Annotated in this window: 24 protein-coding genes; 8 read left to right on the top strand and 16 right to left on the bottom strand. The window is 35.6% G+C overall.

Features of this window, described 5'->3' with window-relative positions; genetic code table 11:
- Positions 1–31 precede the first annotated feature (31 nt).
- Positions 32–922: a type II methionyl aminopeptidase gene (gene map, locus K9M74_01495; protein ID MCF7798556.1), complete on the bottom strand. Its 891-nt coding sequence runs from the start codon at positions 920–922 to the stop codon at positions 32–34.
- Positions 923–1,010: 88 nt separating this feature from the next.
- Here map and K9M74_01490 point away from each other — a divergent pair, with 88 nt between their 5' ends.
- Together K9M74_01490 and K9M74_01485 are read left to right on the top strand one after the other, a co-directional pair.
- A complete protein-coding gene (locus K9M74_01490; GenBank protein ID MCF7798555.1) occupies positions 1,011–1,517 on the top strand; it encodes a hypothetical protein in 507 nt (168 codons plus the stop codon).
- Between the two features lie 60 nt (positions 1,518–1,577).
- Positions 1,578–2,234 (top strand): DEAD/DEAH box helicase, encoded by a 657-nt coding sequence (locus K9M74_01485; protein MCF7798554.1) that lies wholly within the window; start codon positions 1,578–1,580, stop codon positions 2,232–2,234.
- Positions 2,235–2,288: 54 nt separating this feature from the next.
- Here K9M74_01485 and K9M74_01480 read toward each other — a convergent pair whose 3' ends face one another.
- Genes K9M74_01480 through K9M74_01470 form a run of 3 tightly spaced genes read right to left on the bottom strand, consistent with a single transcriptional unit; the run spans position 2,289 to position 4,341 of the window.
- A complete protein-coding gene (locus K9M74_01480) occupies positions 2,289–2,681 on the bottom strand; it encodes a hypothetical protein (protein MCF7798553.1) in 393 nt (130 codons plus the stop codon).
- Between the two features lie 3 nt (positions 2,682–2,684).
- Positions 2,685–3,452: a nucleoside phosphorylase gene (locus K9M74_01475; GenBank protein ID MCF7798552.1), complete on the bottom strand. Its 768-nt coding sequence runs from the start codon at positions 3,450–3,452 to the stop codon at positions 2,685–2,687.
- Positions 3,453–3,456: 4 nt separating this feature from the next.
- Positions 3,457–4,341: an ROK family protein gene (locus K9M74_01470; GenBank protein MCF7798551.1), complete on the bottom strand. Its 885-nt coding sequence runs from the start codon at positions 4,339–4,341 to the stop codon at positions 3,457–3,459.
- A gap of 127 nt (positions 4,342–4,468) precedes the next feature.
- Here K9M74_01470 and K9M74_01465 point away from each other — a divergent pair, with 127 nt between their 5' ends.
- Complete coding sequence (locus K9M74_01465) at positions 4,469–4,654, top strand: hypothetical protein (GenBank protein MCF7798550.1); 186 nt, start codon at positions 4,469–4,471, stop codon at positions 4,652–4,654.
- A gap of 8 nt (positions 4,655–4,662) precedes the next feature.
- On the opposite strand, the gene K9M74_01460 is transcribed toward K9M74_01465, so the two are convergent.
- Complete coding sequence (locus K9M74_01460) at positions 4,663–5,247, bottom strand: hypothetical protein (GenBank protein ID MCF7798549.1); 585 nt, start codon at positions 5,245–5,247, stop codon at positions 4,663–4,665.
- A gap of 70 nt (positions 5,248–5,317) precedes the next feature.
- Positions 5,318–6,769, bottom strand: coding sequence for a hypothetical protein (locus K9M74_01455; protein MCF7798548.1), 1,452 nt, complete (start codon positions 6,767–6,769; stop codon positions 5,318–5,320).
- A 182-nt stretch (positions 6,770–6,951) separates the two neighbouring features.
- Between K9M74_01455 and K9M74_01450 the strand changes: the two genes are divergently transcribed.
- The gene (locus K9M74_01450) at positions 6,952–7,527 is read left to right on the top strand and encodes a hypothetical protein (protein ID MCF7798547.1); all 576 of its coding nucleotides are present in this window, start codon (positions 6,952–6,954) and stop codon (positions 7,525–7,527) included.
- Positions 7,528–7,728: 201 nt separating this feature from the next.
- Here the strand turns inward: K9M74_01450 and lonB are convergent, their stop codons facing one another.
- From lonB to K9M74_01415, 7 genes are all read right to left on the bottom strand, one after another.
- Positions 7,729–9,645 carry an ATP-dependent protease LonB gene (gene lonB, locus K9M74_01445; GenBank protein MCF7798546.1) on the bottom strand — a complete coding sequence of 639 codons (1,917 nt, stop codon included), beginning with the start codon at positions 9,643–9,645 and terminating at the stop codon, positions 7,729–7,731.
- A gap of 216 nt (positions 9,646–9,861) precedes the next feature.
- On the bottom strand, positions 9,862–10,980 hold the full coding sequence (locus K9M74_01440; GenBank protein ID MCF7798545.1) for a hypothetical protein: 1,119 nt from the start codon (positions 10,978–10,980) through the stop codon (positions 9,862–9,864).
- A 279-nt stretch (positions 10,981–11,259) separates the two neighbouring features.
- The gene (locus K9M74_01435; GenBank protein MCF7798544.1) at positions 11,260–11,415 is read right to left on the bottom strand and encodes an RNA-protein complex protein Nop10; all 156 of its coding nucleotides are present in this window, start codon (positions 11,413–11,415) and stop codon (positions 11,260–11,262) included.
- Positions 11,416–11,419: 4 nt separating this feature from the next.
- A complete protein-coding gene (locus K9M74_01430) occupies positions 11,420–12,193 on the bottom strand; it encodes a S1 RNA-binding domain-containing protein (GenBank protein MCF7798543.1) in 774 nt (257 codons plus the stop codon).
- A gap of 11 nt (positions 12,194–12,204) precedes the next feature.
- Complete coding sequence (locus K9M74_01425; GenBank protein ID MCF7798542.1) at positions 12,205–12,384, bottom strand: 30S ribosomal protein S27e; 180 nt, start codon at positions 12,382–12,384, stop codon at positions 12,205–12,207.
- Positions 12,385–12,592: 208 nt separating this feature from the next.
- A complete protein-coding gene (locus K9M74_01420; GenBank protein ID MCF7798541.1) occupies positions 12,593–12,910 on the bottom strand; it encodes a 50S ribosomal protein L44e in 318 nt (105 codons plus the stop codon).
- A 176-nt stretch (positions 12,911–13,086) separates the two neighbouring features.
- On the bottom strand, positions 13,087–13,389 hold the full coding sequence (locus K9M74_01415; GenBank protein MCF7798540.1) for a hypothetical protein: 303 nt from the start codon (positions 13,387–13,389) through the stop codon (positions 13,087–13,089).
- Positions 13,390–13,507: 118 nt separating this feature from the next.
- Between K9M74_01415 and K9M74_01410 the strand changes: the two genes are divergently transcribed.
- Entirely contained in the window at positions 13,508–13,825 is a 318-nt protein-coding gene (locus tag K9M74_01410; protein MCF7798539.1) for a transcription factor S, read from the top strand.
- A 123-nt stretch (positions 13,826–13,948) separates the two neighbouring features.
- On the opposite strand, the gene K9M74_01405 is transcribed toward K9M74_01410, so the two are convergent.
- Positions 13,949–14,929 (bottom strand): hypothetical protein, encoded by a 981-nt coding sequence (locus K9M74_01405; GenBank protein MCF7798538.1) that lies wholly within the window; start codon positions 14,927–14,929, stop codon positions 13,949–13,951.
- Between the two features lie 130 nt (positions 14,930–15,059).
- On the opposite strand from K9M74_01405, the gene K9M74_01400 reads away from it, so the two are divergent.
- On the top strand, positions 15,060–15,236 hold the full coding sequence (locus K9M74_01400) for a zinc finger domain-containing protein (protein MCF7798537.1): 177 nt from the start codon (positions 15,060–15,062) through the stop codon (positions 15,234–15,236).
- Positions 15,237–15,251: 15 nt separating this feature from the next.
- A complete protein-coding gene (locus K9M74_01395; GenBank protein ID MCF7798536.1) occupies positions 15,252–15,536 on the top strand; it encodes a hypothetical protein in 285 nt (94 codons plus the stop codon).
- A gap of 48 nt (positions 15,537–15,584) precedes the next feature.
- Here K9M74_01395 and K9M74_01390 read toward each other — a convergent pair whose 3' ends face one another.
- The gene (locus K9M74_01390) at positions 15,585–15,941 is read right to left on the bottom strand and encodes a hypothetical protein (protein MCF7798535.1); all 357 of its coding nucleotides are present in this window, start codon (positions 15,939–15,941) and stop codon (positions 15,585–15,587) included.
- Positions 15,938–16,579: a hypothetical protein gene (locus tag K9M74_01385; GenBank protein ID MCF7798534.1), complete on the bottom strand. Its 642-nt coding sequence runs from the start codon at positions 16,577–16,579 to the stop codon at positions 15,938–15,940. The genes K9M74_01390 and K9M74_01385 overlap by 4 nt, the downstream gene beginning before the upstream one ends.
- Before the next feature lie 118 nt (positions 16,580–16,697).
- Here K9M74_01385 and K9M74_01380 point away from each other — a divergent pair, with 118 nt between their 5' ends.
- On the top strand, positions 16,698–18,311 hold the full coding sequence (locus K9M74_01380) for a TCP-1/cpn60 chaperonin family protein (GenBank protein MCF7798533.1): 1,614 nt from the start codon (positions 16,698–16,700) through the stop codon (positions 18,309–18,311).
- Positions 18,312–18,336 lie beyond the last annotated feature (25 nt).

Below are 18,336 nucleotides of genomic sequence, written 5' to 3'. Positions count from 1 at the left end.
CTGCATCAAAAAAGAATGTTTGTTTATAAAACTAATCATCACTTTTAGTGGTGATAACAGGCGCATCTTTTACTAAGAACGTATGTTCGTGTTGACTTACCATACCATTTCCTATTTCTTTAAGTGGTGGATGTCCATGTATAATACCAACTTTTCCAAGTTCTTTAAGCGCAAGTTTTGTCTTACCCACACCAAATTCTTTGCTTAACCATCGCGTAGTAAAAGGCAATCCATTATAGCTTTCAATGCGCTTAAGGACTTCTCGTGCGAATGGACTGCGAACAGGTTTTTTTCCTACAAAGCTAAATACAGTCGCATCGCCGCTTTCTGCAATTGCTCCTTTGCCGTTTGTTGCGAATGGTTCACAAGCAACAGTCATTCCTTCTGCAAGTTCTAAGGAATTATTTAAGTAAATATTTGGAATTTGCGGAGCTGTGTGAATTTGATACAATCCCAGTCCATGTCCAGAAAGATTACGCACAGGGCTAAATCCTTTTGCAGTTATTTCATCTTGAATAACACGTCCAATTTCACCCACTCTCATTCCTGGTGTGAAGAGTTTAGATGCTTTTGTAAGTGCAGCTTTACTTGCTGCTAAGAGTTCTTTATATTCACCAGATAAATTCACTGTTAACGCAGTATCACCGATATGACCATCAATATGAGCCCCCACATCAAGTTTTACCACATCATCTGAAGCAACAACCGTCTCATCTTGCTCGTCGCTGCACGCATGTGCTGCAACTGTATTAAGCGATATTTGTGCAGGAAACGCAATTCCTGCTCCTTTTTTAAGAATAAAATTCTCTACATCATTAAGTATATCTACAACGAGCGCGCCTTCTTTAATAAGGGATTTTCCGTAGTCTCTTGCCTGACCAGTAATTTTTCCTGCAAGTAGAAATTTCTCTTCTTCAAACATATCCTTCTTGCAAGACTCGTGCTTAATAAATATATATGGTAATGTTTATAAACAAAAAGTTCTAAAATCTTTTTAAAAGAGGTTATATATGGGATTATTCAAAAAGAACGCATCTAGCCGCCTTTACCATATGGAAATTGACGATGAAGGTATCGATCAACAAATTTGTACATTTATTGTAGATACTGAAAAAAAGATTGTTCAATTTAAAGAATACCTCAAAAATCCTTCTTTTAATGTTTCTGATGCAGATATTTTAAATTTACGAAAAAACATGACTGAAATTAAAGAAAATATAATTCATTTGCAAAATGATATTCTTACTATTAGTCAACTCAAGTTAAAAAACGCTGATTTTTTTATTATTAAAGACGACAAATTTTTCTCAGACAAAAAACAGCAGTTAGAAAAACTCAATATTCTTGTCCAAAAATTTATCACTATTCTTGAACAACATCCGTCAACAAATGATCTTCGTAATGAACTCATTAATCAAATGGTCATTGATTTAATGGAGATGCAAAAAACCATTGTTCAAATTCTTACCGATGATACGCAACTTAGAGAGATCTATAAACGAATAGAGAGTCTCTAAATAATAAGAGCACTCATTATTTACGAAAACATATAAACAAAACAGGCTTTCTTTAAAATCATGATTCCAAAGCACATTCAAAAACATTTAGACACTTTAGGTTTTGCTAATTTACGACCATCACAAGAAAAAGCAATTAAAGCGGGGTTGTTTAAAGATAATAATCTTTTAGTGTGCACACCAACAGCATCTGGAAAAACGCTTGTTGGAGAACTTGCAATTTTACATACAATCATCGATAAACATAAAAAAGGTATTTATGTCGTACCACTTAAAGCACTCGCAACAGAAAAATATAAAGAATTCACTAAAAAACACCCTCATCTTAAAATCGCTTTATCAAGTGGCGACTTAGATAGTGATGATAAATACTTAGCAGAGTATGATATTATTATTACTACTAGTGAAAAACTTGATTCACTCTTACGTCATCATGCGCCTTGGCTCGGACGTGTGGGCGTTGTTGTTATTGATGAAGTACATTTGCTTAATGATACCCATCGAGGTCCGACGCTTGAAATTGTTATTACTTTGCTTCGTCAAGAACTCAGTAATTTACAACTCATCGCTCTTTCTGCAACCATTGGTAATGCGGATGAATTAGCAACATGGCTTGATGCAAAACTAGTGCAAGATAAATGGCGTCCTGTTCGTCTTGATAAAGGTATTTTTTATAAAAATACTATTCATTTCGAAGATGCTAAAAAAGAAGAATAAAAAAAATAGTTGCCTTGCAGAAAAATAAGAAAAATTATTTCTTAATAAAAAAATTTATTTAAAGGTAAATGGTCCATACAACGTTGGCCTAGTCTCATTGTGAAAAAATCGGTACACAAAATAATCTTTCTTAGCAGCAAAAACACCAAGCGTATAATCAGTAAAACTTCCTGTTTGCACATCTCCAGGATATTTATGGTGAATATCATATTTTGCTCCAGAAAAAATGGGAACTGTGATATCTGGTTTATCCATCCACACAATTCTTCCTTCAAATACATATGCGGAATAATTACTAACAAGCATAGGATATAGTTCTGTTAGTTCAGGTGTTCTTGCAAATCGTTCTTTAATAGTTGGAACTAAAAAAACACCTATAATAACAATAATACCGAGCAGGTAAATGCTTGCAACAACAAACATATGATGTGCTTCATGTCGATTCATAGTTTATACCAACACCTCAAGGGCCAATTCATAAAGCAATTCTAACGTAGTTACTGTTTGTTTTGAGTGAAAGTTTGGCGTCCACGTAAGTTCTGCTAATGAATCACTAATAGTTAAAAGTGAAGTTATTACCACGCCCCGATATGCTGCAATAGTAAAAAGTGCTGCTATTTCCATTTCTACAGTAAGAACGCCTTGCTTTTGATATTTTTTTGCTTCCGCTATTGTTTCTCGGTAAGGCGTGTCAATTGTCCAGGAAATTCCTTTTTCATAAGGTATGTTTTTTTGCTGAAGTACATTCTCTAGTTTTGCTGTGAGCTGCGCATCTCCATATGCATACTTTGCTCTTTTAATATAATGATGCGATGTTCCTTCATCTCGTATTGCTTTATCACAAACAATAACAGAACCCAAGTCTAGATGTTTTTGTAAGGCACCAGATGTTCCCATCGTAATAAATCGTTTAGTTCCTAAAGCAATCAGTTCTTCCATAACTATTGCTGCTGCAGGAGCGCCAATACCAAATCGGCCAATAATGCCCACCTTATGTTTTGTTGCAGTAAATGAGTATAACTCACCTGCAAGACCTTCAATTTGTTTAACACGGTGTTGTTTAACGATATGTTTCATGAGCTTATTATTATAACAAATGATGATTGCCTCAGGCACACGACTTCGTACGAGTTTTTCTCCTCGAACATAAGCAATGTAATCAGAAGGGTTTATCATGGATGCTTGTTTATGTTTACCTTTAAAATTTGGAAATCCCACCTGCTCACCTCAGCTGTCGCGCGAGTATTGCTGCGCCAAGTAATCCAGCGTCTGCACTTATAGTATGTCGTTTGAATTGAACACCCGTATAACAAGTTGGCAACGCATATTTTTTCATAAGAGTTTTAAGTTTCGTATAGACTGGTTGTGGTAAGCGACTAACTCCCCCACCTAAAACAATAACATCTGGTTGCAGAATAGTCACAAGATTTCCTAATGTTTTTCCAAGATGTTCTATTGCGTTTTGCATCACGTCTTTTGCTTGTTTGTTTTTTGCAGTATAAATATCTGAAACGCTTCCTGCTTTATCTTTTGCAGTTGTATTATATTCTTTAAGCATGTATGCTCCACCTACAATCATTTCTTGTCGCACAAGTTTTTTTGTATGCGGATGCACAACAAGTGTTTGACCTATTTCTAATGGCTCTGTAACAATACTCCATTGTGATTTATTTTTCCGTTTAACTATACCAGCACCAAGTCCAGTTCCCCAAATAACACCCAATACTTTGCTTGCCTTTGGAAATCCCGTTATAGTTGCTTCTGCTAGTGCAAAACAATCGGCATCATTTGCAATAACAACGGGTAGCTCAAATTTTTTCTCAAGTCGATTTTTCAAATTAATTCCCTCTAGAAATGAGAGCGCGTTACCTGCAAAAAGTTGTTTACCATCAGGTCGTATAATTCCTGGGACTGAAATACCTATTGCTGTTATATTCTCTTTGCCTGCGAGAAGTCCTTGTATAAGAACATCAATTGTATTAAGTACATACGTTTTTCCTTTCTGTCTTCGCGTAGGTACAACTATACTTTTCAAGATTTTTTGTTGTGGCGAGACTATTGCTGCTTTAATCTTTGTCCCGCCAATATCTAAAGCTATAACCACCATATACCTTCTCTTAAGAAGGTGCCTTTTTTAAAGTTTTGCCAGTTCAACAGCATATATGTAATGGATATTGATACCACTCTCCAATAAAACTAAATAGTTTTAAAGAAAAAGAACAGGAAGTTCTTGTATGGCTAAAAAAAAGATTGTGAAACAAGATCATCACCATACCATCCCGTTATCAATTCTTCTTATTCCTTGTGCAATTATCATTATCAGTTTATTTCTTTTTATTGCAGGCCTTAAAGATTGGGCCTATATGACTATTGCTATTGCTATTATCATTGCAATTCTTATTCATCGTGAAGAAGAATAGAAAACTTATCAAGAACGAGGTTTTTTTCCTTCTCGTTCTATATCTCGAATAAGTTGTTTTATTCGTTGCACATCGCTTCTATTAGCTCGCCCTTGCTTATATTTATGAGTCAAGTCTTTTAATTCTGCTTGAAGGCCTTTAATATTGGTTTCTGTAAAGCCCCATATCATAATAACCAGCGCGCTAAAAACGATGCCGCCGAGTGCAAAAGCGTTTAGACTTAAGAGTTGGTTATAGATCCGGTGGTCAAAAAAACCATACAATGCCATAACAAGTGCGAGCATGGTCGCCACATTCTTTTTCGGAAATATCGAGCTAAGTACATGCGAGAAGAGATAATGCATAATTGCAAACATAACCATGAAAAGTGCAAGAAGAGGCATTCCATCAACAAATCCGTCAAAGAATCCTTCTATATCTCCATGAGTAATTGCTGAGACTGCATACAATAAACTAGAAAAATCATCACTCACTGTATGTTCTGGAAACTCACTTGGCGGCGTGATAAATACAATTGCACCAATTGCAAACAAAACAATTACTGCAAAAAAGATACGTACTGCATGTTTCTTATCTGGGTCTGCGACCACCATTTGCCTATGCTCACCTCCATAAATAAAGTAAAATTAAACCAACAAAAAAATAGAATAAAAAAAAATTAAGTTACTTGACTTGAATGCCTGCATTACGCGCCATCGTTCGTAACTCGGTTGCTTCAAGAGGACTTTTACCATGCACACGATTAATTAAGTCTTGTAATTCTTTCATATTAGTATCTATGTTTCCTTGTATTTTATATTTGCCTGAAGTAGTTCTCTCTTTTCTAAGATGGTTCTTATCTCCAAGAATTTCCGAAACCAATTTTTTACCTTTGTTCATATCAGATTCTGCAGCGTGTTCATCATGACGTATTGTTTTATCTTCTCGTCTTTCAACTCCTGCAAGTCGATGTACGAGTTGCTTCATTGCATGATCAAGTTGTAGTTTTCGTTGTGTTAATTGTTGTTCTTGCATAAGTAATTGTCTTACTTGTCTTGATTCTGCTGTTTCTGCATTAATAAGCTGCTCAATTGTGCCAACGTGTTGGAGTGCTAAAGAAGAGTTTCCTGCGTCAAGCGATTGAATAAGTTGAGTCACTTCTTGTTGTAATTGTTTTGTTTGAGTTAACTCCTTTCCTTCAAGGTCCCGTAAACTTCTAACAAGTTCTTCTCGTTGTTGATCAAGTTGTCTTGCTTGTTGTAAAAAGTCTTTTAGTTGCTGTTCAGCCGTAAGTATTTTAGTTCTTGCTGCATGTTCGCCCACTTTATGCTCATTAACTAATTGGTCTTTAATACGTGCTTCTAAATGTGCAACTTGCTCTGTTTCTTCACCGTCGAGTTTAATTTCTGAGAGGAACTCGTGCTCTAATTGATGTAATATTTTTTTTAATTTTTCTTCATCTGCAAAATCTTCTTTAACTAGTGTTGGCAGTGCTTGCGCACCTCGAGTTAAAGATCCTCGAAGTTGTTGCGCGTGTGCTTGATCAGTTGTTTGTGCTAGTTGACCAAGGAGTTGTCGCATTTTTGTGACAAGTTCTTGTAGATTTCGAATAGAACTGAGTTCATCATCAACAATATGTTCTGCTTTGTTAAGAGCTCCTGTTTCTCGCTTCTCTAGTTTTTCTTGAAGTGAAAGTTCATGATCTTCTTTTTTGAGATCTTTTCGAGCTGAAATCGCATCTGTATGTGCACCATGCATTTCAGCACTTGCATCATAATGGCTTTTTCTCATACGATTCACAAATATTACTACTGCAAAGACAACGAGTAAGATAAGTACTACAATAATAAAACTGCCTCCTACTAAGCTAGTAAGCATGTTATAAACAGCATCATTCACCATTCCAATAAGCGCTATTCCTACACCTATCCACGTTGCATATTTTTTATGTTCTGGACTTTTTAATATGGATATTTCAAGAATAACTTTCATTAAGAACATAATAATGAGAAATACGCCTACGGCAATCCCACCTATAAGTAGATTTTCGGCCATTGCGCCGAAATCGCCTTTGAAAAGAAAACCAACAGCTTTTCCAAGTGCTGTTAATGAATCAATTAATCCTTGTGCTACCATGAATAATTCCTCCTATGAACAGTATATTAATCAAATTCTGTTGTTTGAGCATTATAAAGGTTTCCAAAAAACACGCTACAGTCGAGTAATCAATTTAAATTTATAACTAAAAAGTAAGAAAAACAAAGAAATTCTTCTTCACAAAGATAATCTTTAAGAAATCGGTTTCATTTGCGTTGGGCATGACGTTAAAATTATTCTCCAACGGTGAGCAAGTACAAGAGCTTCAAAATCAAATCAAAGATGCACAGCGAGATGTAAAACACGTGTCCAGACATATCGCTGAGCAAAAAGAAGATGTTGATAAACTTATTAAGCAAGTCAAACAAATAGGAAACCTTCAAACAGAAATGCTTGCTAAAATGCAAGAAGCAACTGAACATCTCGTAATTGCTTCCAAAGATTTTGAAAAGGCAGCAACCAACATTTCACTTATTCGTCCTGCTCTTGAAAAAAAGATGATAGAAAATTTCTCATCAGCAATTGAGCAAGAACTCGCCAACACCACAAATAAAATTCACGCGCAAGCTGCAGGTTTTAACGCTGCAAAAGATGTCTTCAAAAATCATGCGAAAACATCAAGTGATGCACTTAAAGATATTAATAAACTTCATGACGCTATTAAAAACATTAAGGCTGCGGATTTTGAACTTGAAATGCACGCAAAGCGTCTTGAAACCAACGATCAAGAAAAACTTCGCCTCATGGCTAAAATTGATCAGCTCGAGCGCATGCTTGCTAAGATGAAAAGGAAATGAAAACATTCCCGTCATTGCATAAATGCAATAAAGCGAAAATAAAAAAATTTTCGCATATCAAAACAAGTTTGATAAAGAGGAAATGAAAACAGTTCCTGTCATCAAGCAAACCTTAATGAAAAAAAGTAAGAACTATCGCCTTTCCTGTCTTAAATAATCTCTACAGAAACACTTTTGCTTTACAACTAGTCATCAAAAAAACTATTTCTCATACTTTTTTTCTTGGGCAGCAATTTTCTTAATACTAGTAAGTACGGATCTATTACCATTCCAATCCAAGATTTCTTCAAGAACATCAACAAGCGTATCCACAGGAATAAGAGTTATTTTTTTAAGTTTATCAGCCTCAACAACTATATCTTGTATGTTGCTTCGAGGAACTATTACATTTGGAATGCCTGCATCAATTGCTGCTGCAACCTTTGCACTCACACCACCTACTGGCAACGTTCTTCCTCGAACACTCACACTTCCCGTTATTGCATAATTTTGTTTTATAGGTATTTTTTTAAACGCGGAAATAATTGCTGTTGCAACAGCAAGGCTTGCGCTATCTCCTTCTACACCTTCATAGGTCTGCAGGAATTGTACAAACACATCATAATTTTCTTTAATATCTTTTCCAAAATAATATTTTACTATTGCTGAAACATTTGTAATTGCTTCTTTTGCAATTTCTCCTAATTTTCCTGTTGCAACTATTTTAGAGGTTTTCCCGCCTTTTGTTACAACTGATTCTATTGGGAGAATTATTCCTGAAAGTGAACTTGGATCCCCCATAACAGCCAAACCATTGACTCGTCCAACACGCCTACCTTCTGTGATAATGACATCATAGTCTTTTTTATTTTCAATATATCTATCAGCTACTTGTTGTTCTAGTCCTCGCGCTAATTGTTTTGCTGCTTGAATGTGTTTTACATTTACTAACGAAGACTTGTCTTCTTGTGCTAAATCTCCAGCACTTCGAACTAGTCCGCCGAGTTCTCGAAGACGTAGTGTTAAATGACCTTTTCTACTTGCTCGCCGTTTTGCTTCTTCTACAATATAATCTACTGCTGGTTTTGAGAAATGAGGAATCTTGCCATCTTTTCTTACTTCTTGTGCTACAAATTGTGCAAGTTTATATCTGTTCTCAGGAGTATCTTTCATAATATCCTTCATATAAATTTCATAGCCATACCCTCTAATTCTGCTACGAAGAGCAGGATGTAAATCTCTGAGCCCATCAAAGTTTCCTGCGGCAATAAGTAAAAATTTGCAAGGTACAGGTTCTGTTCGAACCATAGCACCTGCACTTCGTTCACTTTGTCCAGTTATTGCAAATTTTCCTTCTTGAATTGCAGTGAGCAGTTCTTGTTGTGATGTTGGGTGTAGTGTTGCAATTTCATCAATGAATAAAACACCCATATGAGCTTTGTGAATCATACCACCTACGACTCGTTCGTGCGCGGGCGTTCCTAAACCTCCTGATTGAAATGGGTCATGAAGTACATCTCCTAAGAGTGCTCCTGCATGCGCTCCCGTTGCATCATAGAACGGTGCGCTTTTGTTATCAAAATTATCAACTACTAGTTTTGGAGGGGATATCTTTGAACCTGATCGTTTTCCCATATTCATCATTAGAACAATTGCTACAAGAAACGCAATACCTCCTAGAAATGTTGCTGCAAAGAGTATGTTTGCTGCTAAGACGCCATCAGTTTTCATATAATGATTACGAATTAACCACGGCGAAACTACAGCAATAAGTGCAAAAAAGAGAAACATTAAATTTTGTCCTTTAAAGGCGCTTTCACTTTCTGCTTTTGCTTTAGCAACTACTTCTCGTCCTTGTTTTGCAGACAAGGTTCTAATAAGTGGTTTATTTTCATCATTTGGATTTTTAAAAGAAAGAATATCAACTAATTTTTCTTTTGGTAAAAGTTCAGCAAGTGCAAGACCAAGTAAAGATTTCCCCGTACCTGGTTCTCCAATAAGTAGCACATGGCGTCGTTGCAGAGCAGCTTTTTTCATAACAGTTACTGCATGATCTTGCCCGATAACTTGATCAATTATTCTTGAAGAAACAGGAATGTCTTTTGTTGAATAAAATGAAGAAAAACTTTTTGAAGTCATCGGTTGTAAAGATGCTCTAGAAATCGTTTGAGAACTTTTCTTTCTCCCAGATACTTTCTTTTTAAGGGGTACCTTACTTGATTTTGTAGTTAATCGTCTGCTTGATTGCTTAGTCGCTCGTTTTGATAATGCTTTCTTCTGAGTTATCTTTTTTTTAGGCATACCTATTAACAAGAAGTTCTGCTTTATAAGCTTTATTAAGAAAAATCAGAAAAATTATTTTAAACCATGCTCTTTTGCTAGCAAAAGATACTGTGCTACCCAGATCATGCCTTCATCACTACTATACACTGCGCTCTTAAAGGGTTTTCCGTTTCCACCATATACTTCAAGAAAAGTTCCATAATCTTCAATGAGTCGTTTGTATTGTTCTAAATGCATATGTGCTTTATCTGCATCGATATCTCCTAAAATATCAATATAAGGTAATCCGCTCATGGGCCAGATTGATTGTGATTCCCAATTGCGCACCAAAAATTCAACAAAAATAGTTTTTCCTTTGGGATGACCTTCTGCAATATATTTTATAGGGAATGGTTTGTCTAAATTAAGTTTTTGCATCGCGTGAATAACTGATGTAAGTTTTGTTTTATCTTCAATAATTCCGTACCAAAAAGGGTAAATATTTGCATCAGCAGTAAGTGTTTTTGTGCTTCTGTCATCGTTAAAGTAAATTCCATTCCAAAATTGGTCAATAATTATTTCCGAATAATTAAATCGTTTGAATGGATTTTGTAGACCTAAATGTTCTGCTTCTCTACTAATAATGGCAGCCATGACTGTATCATAGCAAGATCCGTCTCGTTTATGATGATCGCGCATTCCACCAAAATGCATAAATCGTTTTATCTCGCCTGTAATTTGAAACGTTGCAGTTTTGTAAAATTTATCTAGTTCATATTGTAAAAAATCTTTATATGTTGCAATAAGTTCCTTATCATTAAGTATAGCAAGACTACGAAACATATGTGCTACGGAATCTGGCGAATAGACATTTGGAAAGTTTACTGGTTTTCCAGATGTAGCAATATACGTTGTTATACCTCCATGAGACATGTAGCAATTCATTGCATAATCAAGTGTTTTTCGTACTTTTTCTTTGTAACCTAATTCTAGCAAGGATTGTATTGCCATGCCAAAATCTCGTGCGTAAAAAACCGGATAATTACCAAGACTTGTTCTAAAATATTGCCCATTCCAAAGCGTATCAAGAATTTGTTTTCCTATTTGGTTTGCATTCCCCGTAAAAGAATAAAATCGCTTTCCTCGAACACGCAAATGTCGAAAAAACATTCGTCGTCCTTCTCGCAAATGATCATAAATAAGTATTCCCATATCACAAACCCACTATTTTTTAAAACATCATCCCTTAAAAAGCTTTGTAAAAAAAACTTTAAAAACAAACACAAACAACACAATAAAAGTCAAGATCAATTCCTTAAAGAAAAGCTATGAGCAAGCAGATAGTATTCTTTGCTGCGCAGACATTAAGAAAGGCTCTGTTTATTTTGATGCGTGAAATATGATTTATTTTTTTAGCAGCGCGCAACAGTACTTCGCCATTATTTACAATAAGAAACTATACAAAGCATAACAAAAAACAAAAAAACAATATTATTGTTGTTCTTTTGCCATTCGACGATATTTGCCGTATTTATCTTCAGGAGAAAATTTTGGCGGATGAGAAAATACTCGTTTACCACCACAACTACAGGTTTCAGCCAATCCATAAGAAAAGCATCGCTCACATTTCAGAATTGTTTTTGCCATGAAATCACACTCGCTCAAAAGTACAAATAGTTTCTTTACTAGTAACTGTTGTAACTTCTTCTTCAAGTTGCGCAATAACTGCTTCTGCTACTTTGTATTCGCGTGCTCGCACTTCAATTTTAAATTTTCCCGAACCTAAGAATTGAACATGAAGTAATTCGCTAATAGCAACTATTTTTTTCATAAAATTATTTACTAGTTCAGCACCGTTTTTAGCGTAACTTTCAATTGCGAGCTCACCTATAATTTCAACTTGTTTTTGTTTAATTCGTTCTCGCACAAATTTTTCAATGTCTTGAGAAAGTTTTGTATCAAGACCTGTATCTGAAAGTTTTGCTTCGTTTTCAACAACATCTTCAAATGCAGCATAAATTGTTTCATAATGTTCTAAGACTTTTTGTGCAACTGTTTTATAGAGTTCTTTGATATCTCCTTTGTGCAGTTGTATATATGATTGTAATATATTTTCTGCAATTGCTTGTTGTTTTCTCTCTTCAATTTTTGCTCGGCGTTGACTTTCATTAACCCGTCTAAGCGAGAGGTCAATATGGCCTCGCTCTTTATTTATTTTAAGAACTTTACAAATAATAACTTTTCCTTCTTTTACATAATCCCCAAGGTTTCTAATTCTTCCAGGACTTACTTCTGAAATGTGAATCATACCTTGTTTGCCTCTGTATTCATCAAGAGTTACAAAGACTGAGTGGAAATGAATCTTCGTTACCGTACAAAAAATGATGTCGCCTTCTTCCGGATAACCTGTTTTTTCAAATAACATGGTAAAAAATTTTATTCTAGTACTTCAAGTACTCGTGCTTTGACTCGCGTTTTGCCGCCTGTTGGTTCTGCTAATACTTTATCACAAACTAGACATTTTACTTCGCTTGCGCTTTTTCCAAAAACAATTTGTTCGTTTTTGCATTTCGGACAACGCACTTTAATAAATTTTGATGTAGGTTCTGTAGACATTTTTTGCTTACCTAATTGTTTATTTTCTTATAGTCGAGACTTTCAAGCCAAAACCGTTAAATCGTAGCCGAAAAGTTCAATTGCCTCAAAAAAGCATACACTGCCTCTGAGGATATAAGATATGTTCAAGAAACAGCCATTCCTTTATAAATTCTACCCTCAACAAGTTAAAAAAGAAGTTAGAAAAATTAAAGAAAAATATTAAGCGCTAAATAAGTTCCACTTTTTTTGCTCGAATACCGCCTGCTTGTACATGTTGTTTTTTGCACACGCTACATTCATACCGGAAATCAGTTTTTTTTGTAGTTTTTTTACCTGTTAATTTCCATTTAGCAATTGCAGGCTTAGAATAACGACCTAGACCACCTGCACCTCGACGTAAACCCCTCGCTCTTACTCGATGAGTTGAACCAACACTCATTGGATGAGTTTGGTTTCTAGCTCGACGTTTGGATTCTAAAACTTTGTGTTCTGTGTGTTTTTTGCACGTTGGACAATGTCGTTTAGTAACTTTAGGTACTTTCATCGTAGGCAGATGGAATTAGCTTTCCTTTTTAAAGGTATTGGTAAACTAAATACAACATAATGCCCTTTCTAGCTCGTTAGAAGCCTAGCAAAGACTAGTTAAAAACGAGAAATTTCTATGATAAGCAATTAAAAAGTTCTCGCCACTGCTAAAAATAATAGGGCGCGGTTGTTGCATCAAACAGTTATTTCTTCTATGCTAAAAAAATCTTCCGAGAGCCTTCCTATAATAGTCACTTCTTGCCCAATAATATCTTCAGATACTTCCGCGTCAATATAACCTGATGCTTCTGTTGCATACACCACCACAGTTCCTTCTTGTGTTGCTTGCACATCCAGAATCTCAACAACCATAGTAGTCAACAAATCCTCTTGCGGAGTTGATACTACTGGTTTTTGTACCAGTACAATAATTACTAAGCCAGCAAATCCAACTAGAGAAACAATAAGCGCCATACGCAATAATAGCTTTTCATCCATGATAAACCTTAAAAACCTCTAATTTAAAGGTTTTAGCCATTATTTTCCGAAAATTGTTCAAATAAATACTCTATCGTCATAAACTTTTTAAATCAGAACGATGAAAATTTCTTTTGAAATGATGTTTTGTCCAAAATGCGGAAGTTTGCTTAAAACCAAGCAGCAAAAAACAAAAACGGTTTTGTTTTGTAGTTGTGGTTATAGTAGTGATATGAAAAAAGAGAATGCTACTATCAAAGAAACAGTGCAAAACGAGGAAGAAGACATTCAGGTTGTTGAAAATGCTGATGTTCACCCATTAACTGATGCTGATTGTCCTAAGTGCGGTCATGATAAAGCGTTTTATTGGCTCAAACAAACACGAGCTGGCGACGAACCAGAAACCAAATTCTTTAGATGCGAAAAGTGTAAGCATACATGGAGAGATTATTCATAAGAATAGGCTCCAAAAATAAAAACGCATTTTTTGTCGGAATAAAACCCTTTCTCCGCATGAAAAGTGTAAGTAGGTATAAGAAACACCTAAAAATAATACCTATAAAAAAATATTAAAATAGTTCTAGAAATATTTTCGCTTGAGTTGTTCAAGTAATCGTTCAATTTTTTTACTCGCGTAAAGTTTATCTGCAAATAGTTGTAATTTTTCAAGCTCTTTATGTCGCGCTCGCAAGTCTCGACTCAGTTTCGAATATTGTTTTCCATAGAATTTTCCACGGACTTTTGCGATGTGATCATAACGTCGTCGTAACGCTGTCGATTGGTCTAAAAATCGTTCAAAAAGTAGTAAATAAATTAATTGTAAACGAACATTTTTTGTTTGTGCAATTGTTTCTTGTGTCAGCGTTAATAACAACATGTTTTTATCATATAATTTTAATATTGCATCAAATTTGGAAGGTAAATCGGTAAGTGTGTTATCAAGCCTATCAATAAATTTTGCTACAAGAACACTTTCATCACCACTTTCTAGTATATCTTCTACATAAAGTCGATAAGCATTATCTTTCAAATACAATGGTAAGTTAATTCCTTCTGGTAAATTGCCAAGAAGAGAAAATATTTTTTGTGGCACCACATCATCTTCATGATAAAAAGTTACTATTTTCTTTTTCATCGCAGCAAGCGAATCATAAGGAGCAAGTTCTTTTGCAATAACTTTGTACTGATTAGTTAGTAATTTAATTTGTAATCGAATGTCATTTGGAATTCTTTCAAGCATCGCTCTGATTTGCTGATATGTTTTTCCAAAGTCTTCAACAACATCGTGTGAAAGAACAATTCTTGTTGTTTGAGGAGGTAGTTGGAATGCTTGCGCCCAAATAAATGTTCGAAGAGAATGGACAAATGAAGGATTGCCACAACTTCGAAGTTTTCCGGACAAATTATACAGTTTTTGCAGTTTAATAACTTCATTTGCACAAAGTGGCGTACATACAGAAGCTAAATCTTCTTCAGTAAGTTCGTGTAAACTATTAACTTTCTCAACTAGAAAATAATATGGTTCAAGAAGTGCTACCGCATCTAAAAACAATTCAGCCATACGAGTTCAAGAGCGAAGAATAATTTAAATGTTTTGGATAAAACAATATACTAAGTGAAGCAATAGCATATTTTAAACAAACCCCAATCAGACATAACGTTTATAAAGAGAGTGTAACTTCTTAGCGTGTATGACTGACAAAATTAAACACGATTCAGCAACTAATACTGCTTTAACCAATGATATTGGTTCGACCAGTTTTCCTTGTCCTAACTGCGGTAAACAGATTATTTATAGAAGCCGAAAGTCTCGGGAAATTGTAGTAAAATACACCTGTCCTGAATGTGGTTTTGTAGGACCTAACTAGTTGAGGTGCTGAATAATGAGTAATGCAATTGTAACGTTTAAACTTATGCCAAAGTCTCCTGATACAGATGTAGAAAGCATCAAAGTTGCTGCTGAAAAGATTGCAAAGGAAGCTGGAGCAAAGGGCGATACCCAAACAAAAATTGAACCTTTAGCTTTTGGCTTAAAGCAAGTTCTGGTTATGGGCATGTATGAAATGAATGACAACGCTGATTTTGATAGCATCTGCGATAAGATGAAAGCAGAAATTGATGGCGTCACCCAGGCTGAAGTAGCTAACATGGATTTGGCATTAGGATAGAAAGCAATAAAAAATTCTTTTTATTTTTTACAACTCATTCTAAAGTACTTAATGCACAATTTTTTTCTGCATGAGCTGAGTTGATAATTTTTTAAGCATTGCTTTTGTTGCTCGCCAGTCCGCTTCAGTTATTTCTTGATCTTCATAAAGCTCTTTTGCAACAACTCGAGCAAGAGTTATCTCTTCTGCAATCGAATGTATCACCGTTCGTTTTTTTTCTGGAGAACTAATTTTTGTTACTCGCGAATTTGGTTTTGTTTTTTTTTGTCTGAAACGGTGAATACGATGAGCATTTTTTGTTTGTACGTGAGTAACAAGTCGCGGCTCTAGTTGACTAAGAACATGAGGTTGTTGCGCTGCGTGTACTAGTGATACAATTAATTGTTCTTTAAGAAGCGGTATCATTTAAAAAGTCCTTTCTTTTTTGGCGGTGGAGGTGGTGGAATAGTTGGTGGTTGCTGACCTGCATGAGGCATTGTTTGTAAAGGTGGCACGCCACCTGCGGGAGGTTGCATCGATGTTTGAGATTCAGGTTGTGTTGTAGCTTGAGTAAATGGTTGAGCTTGATTTGGTGTTAAGGGAGGTACAGTATTTGGAGAAGACTGCGATAAAAAATTGTTTTGATTAGGCGGCAAAGGATTTGTTATTGGCTCTTGAGATAATCCCATTGACGTAGAGGTTGATGGTGATTGTTGTGTCGCATCTGGCTGCAGAGAAGTTGTAGATGTGTTCGGTTGTACTTGGCCTTCCAACATTTTTGCAACAGATACAATTCCTTCCGCTATGCGCTCATTTTGTTTGGAAATAATTTTAAAATGGTCTTTAATGCTTGTTGATCGAAAATCTTGTTCTATTTCGTGGTTTGCTTGCGCAAAAAGAGCATGTAATGATTGGATAGCATGTTTTAAATCATTTATAGAAGCAATAAGGTCTCTGCTATCTTTACCATCTCCAAAAGGATTTTTTTTGAGTTTATCTACATCTCGTCGGAGTTGTTCCACTTCTTCATGCGGCAATAACTCGTATTCATCATCTTCGGGCATTAACACTACCTCTTTTTAAACTTCTTAAGGAAAGAACAGTATATAAAGATTATGTCTTCTCTTAAGAGTAACATCTGAACAAAAAGCTATTTAAAGAATGGCTCGTTCTATTCTATGCATGAGTCAACAAGATACTAACGCAAACGATTATCTTCTCGCAGAAGGAACCAAACGAGATCAAGGAAGAACCGCGCAAAGAATGAACATTCTTGCTGCAAAACTTGTAGCTGAAACTGTTCGAACAACACTCGGTCCACAAGGAATGGATAAAATGATTGTTAATTCACTTGGCGATGCAACTATTACTAATGATGGCGCAACCATTCTTAAGGAAATGAATATTGAGCATCCGACAGCTAAGATGATTGTTGAGATTGCTAAAACGCAAGAAGATGAAGTTGGTGATGGGACAACAACTGCAGTTGTACTTGCTGGCGAATTCTTAAAAAAAGCTGAAGAACTACTTGAGCAAGGTATTCATCCAACAGTTATTATCAAAGGATATCGTCAAGCTGCAAAAATAGCACAAAAAATATTACTTAATATGAGTGAGATGATTACCGAAAAAGATACAACAACACTTAATAAACTTGCCATGACTGCAATGACAGGCAAAGTTGCAGAAGGTGCAAAAGAACATCTTGCATCAATTGTTGTTAAAGCACTTCAAAAAATCAAAGAAGAAGAAGACATCAACATCGATAATGTAAAGCTTGAAAAAAAAGTAGGCAGTAGTGTTGAAGAAACAGAACTCATTGAAGGTGTTGTTATTGATAAAGAAAAAGTGCACGCGGGCATGCCAACATCTGTAAAAAATGCAAAGATTGCGCTTATTGATTCTCCTTTAGAAATGCGTAGAACTGAAACTGACGCACGTATTTCAATTACTGATCCTGATAAATTACAAGCATTTTTGGATATGGAAGAAAATATGCTTAAAAAAATAGTTGATACTATTACAAAAACTGGCGCAAGTGTCGTGTTTTGTCAAAAGGGTGTTGATGAGGTAGTACAGTATCTCCTTGCGCAACGCGGTATTTATACCTGTCGTCGAGTAAAAAAATCCGATATGAAAAATATTGCTCGAGCAACAGGAGGCAATATTATTAGTAATGTAAATGATTTACAAAAAGATCATCTTGGAAAGGCAGGTCTTGTTGAAGAAGTAAAAGTCGGCGATGAAGAAATGACCTTTGTTCGTGATTGCAAAAATCCTAAAGCAGTTACCATACTAGTAAGGGCAACAACAGAACATACTGCTGATGAAGTGAATCGCGCACTAGACGATGCATTAGGCAATGTTGCAAGCGCGCTTCGAGCACATCGTGTTGTTGGTGGCGCAGGCGCAACTGAAACAGAACTCACAAGAAACCTGCAGCATTTTGGACAAAAAGTATCAGGCAAAGAACAACTTGCAATTTTAGCATTCGCAAAAGCTATTGAGGTTATTCCTAAAACGCTTGCAGAAAATGCTGGTCTTGATGCTATTAATATTATTTCTGATCTTAATGCTGCTCACGATAAAGGAAAAAAATGGGCGGGCGTTAACGTGTTTAATGGTAAAATTATCGATGCCTTTAAAGAAGGTATTGTTGAACCACTTCCAATAAAGACACAGGCTATCGCAAGTGCTAGCGAAGTGGCTGTTTTAATTCTGCGCATTGATGATGTCATCGTTGCAGGAGTTCCAGAACAATCATCACGGGGCAATCCCGGTGAAGGCTTTGAATAAAGAAATAATAGCGCTCGTATTTAGT

This window comes from Candidatus Woesearchaeota archaeon, from assembly GCA_021734105.1.
Lineage (GTDB): Archaea > Nanobdellota > Nanobdellia > Woesearchaeales > SKGA01 > SKGA01.
The sequence above is the reverse complement of the archived record's forward strand: the minus strand, read 5'-3'. Positions and strand labels throughout refer to the sequence as shown.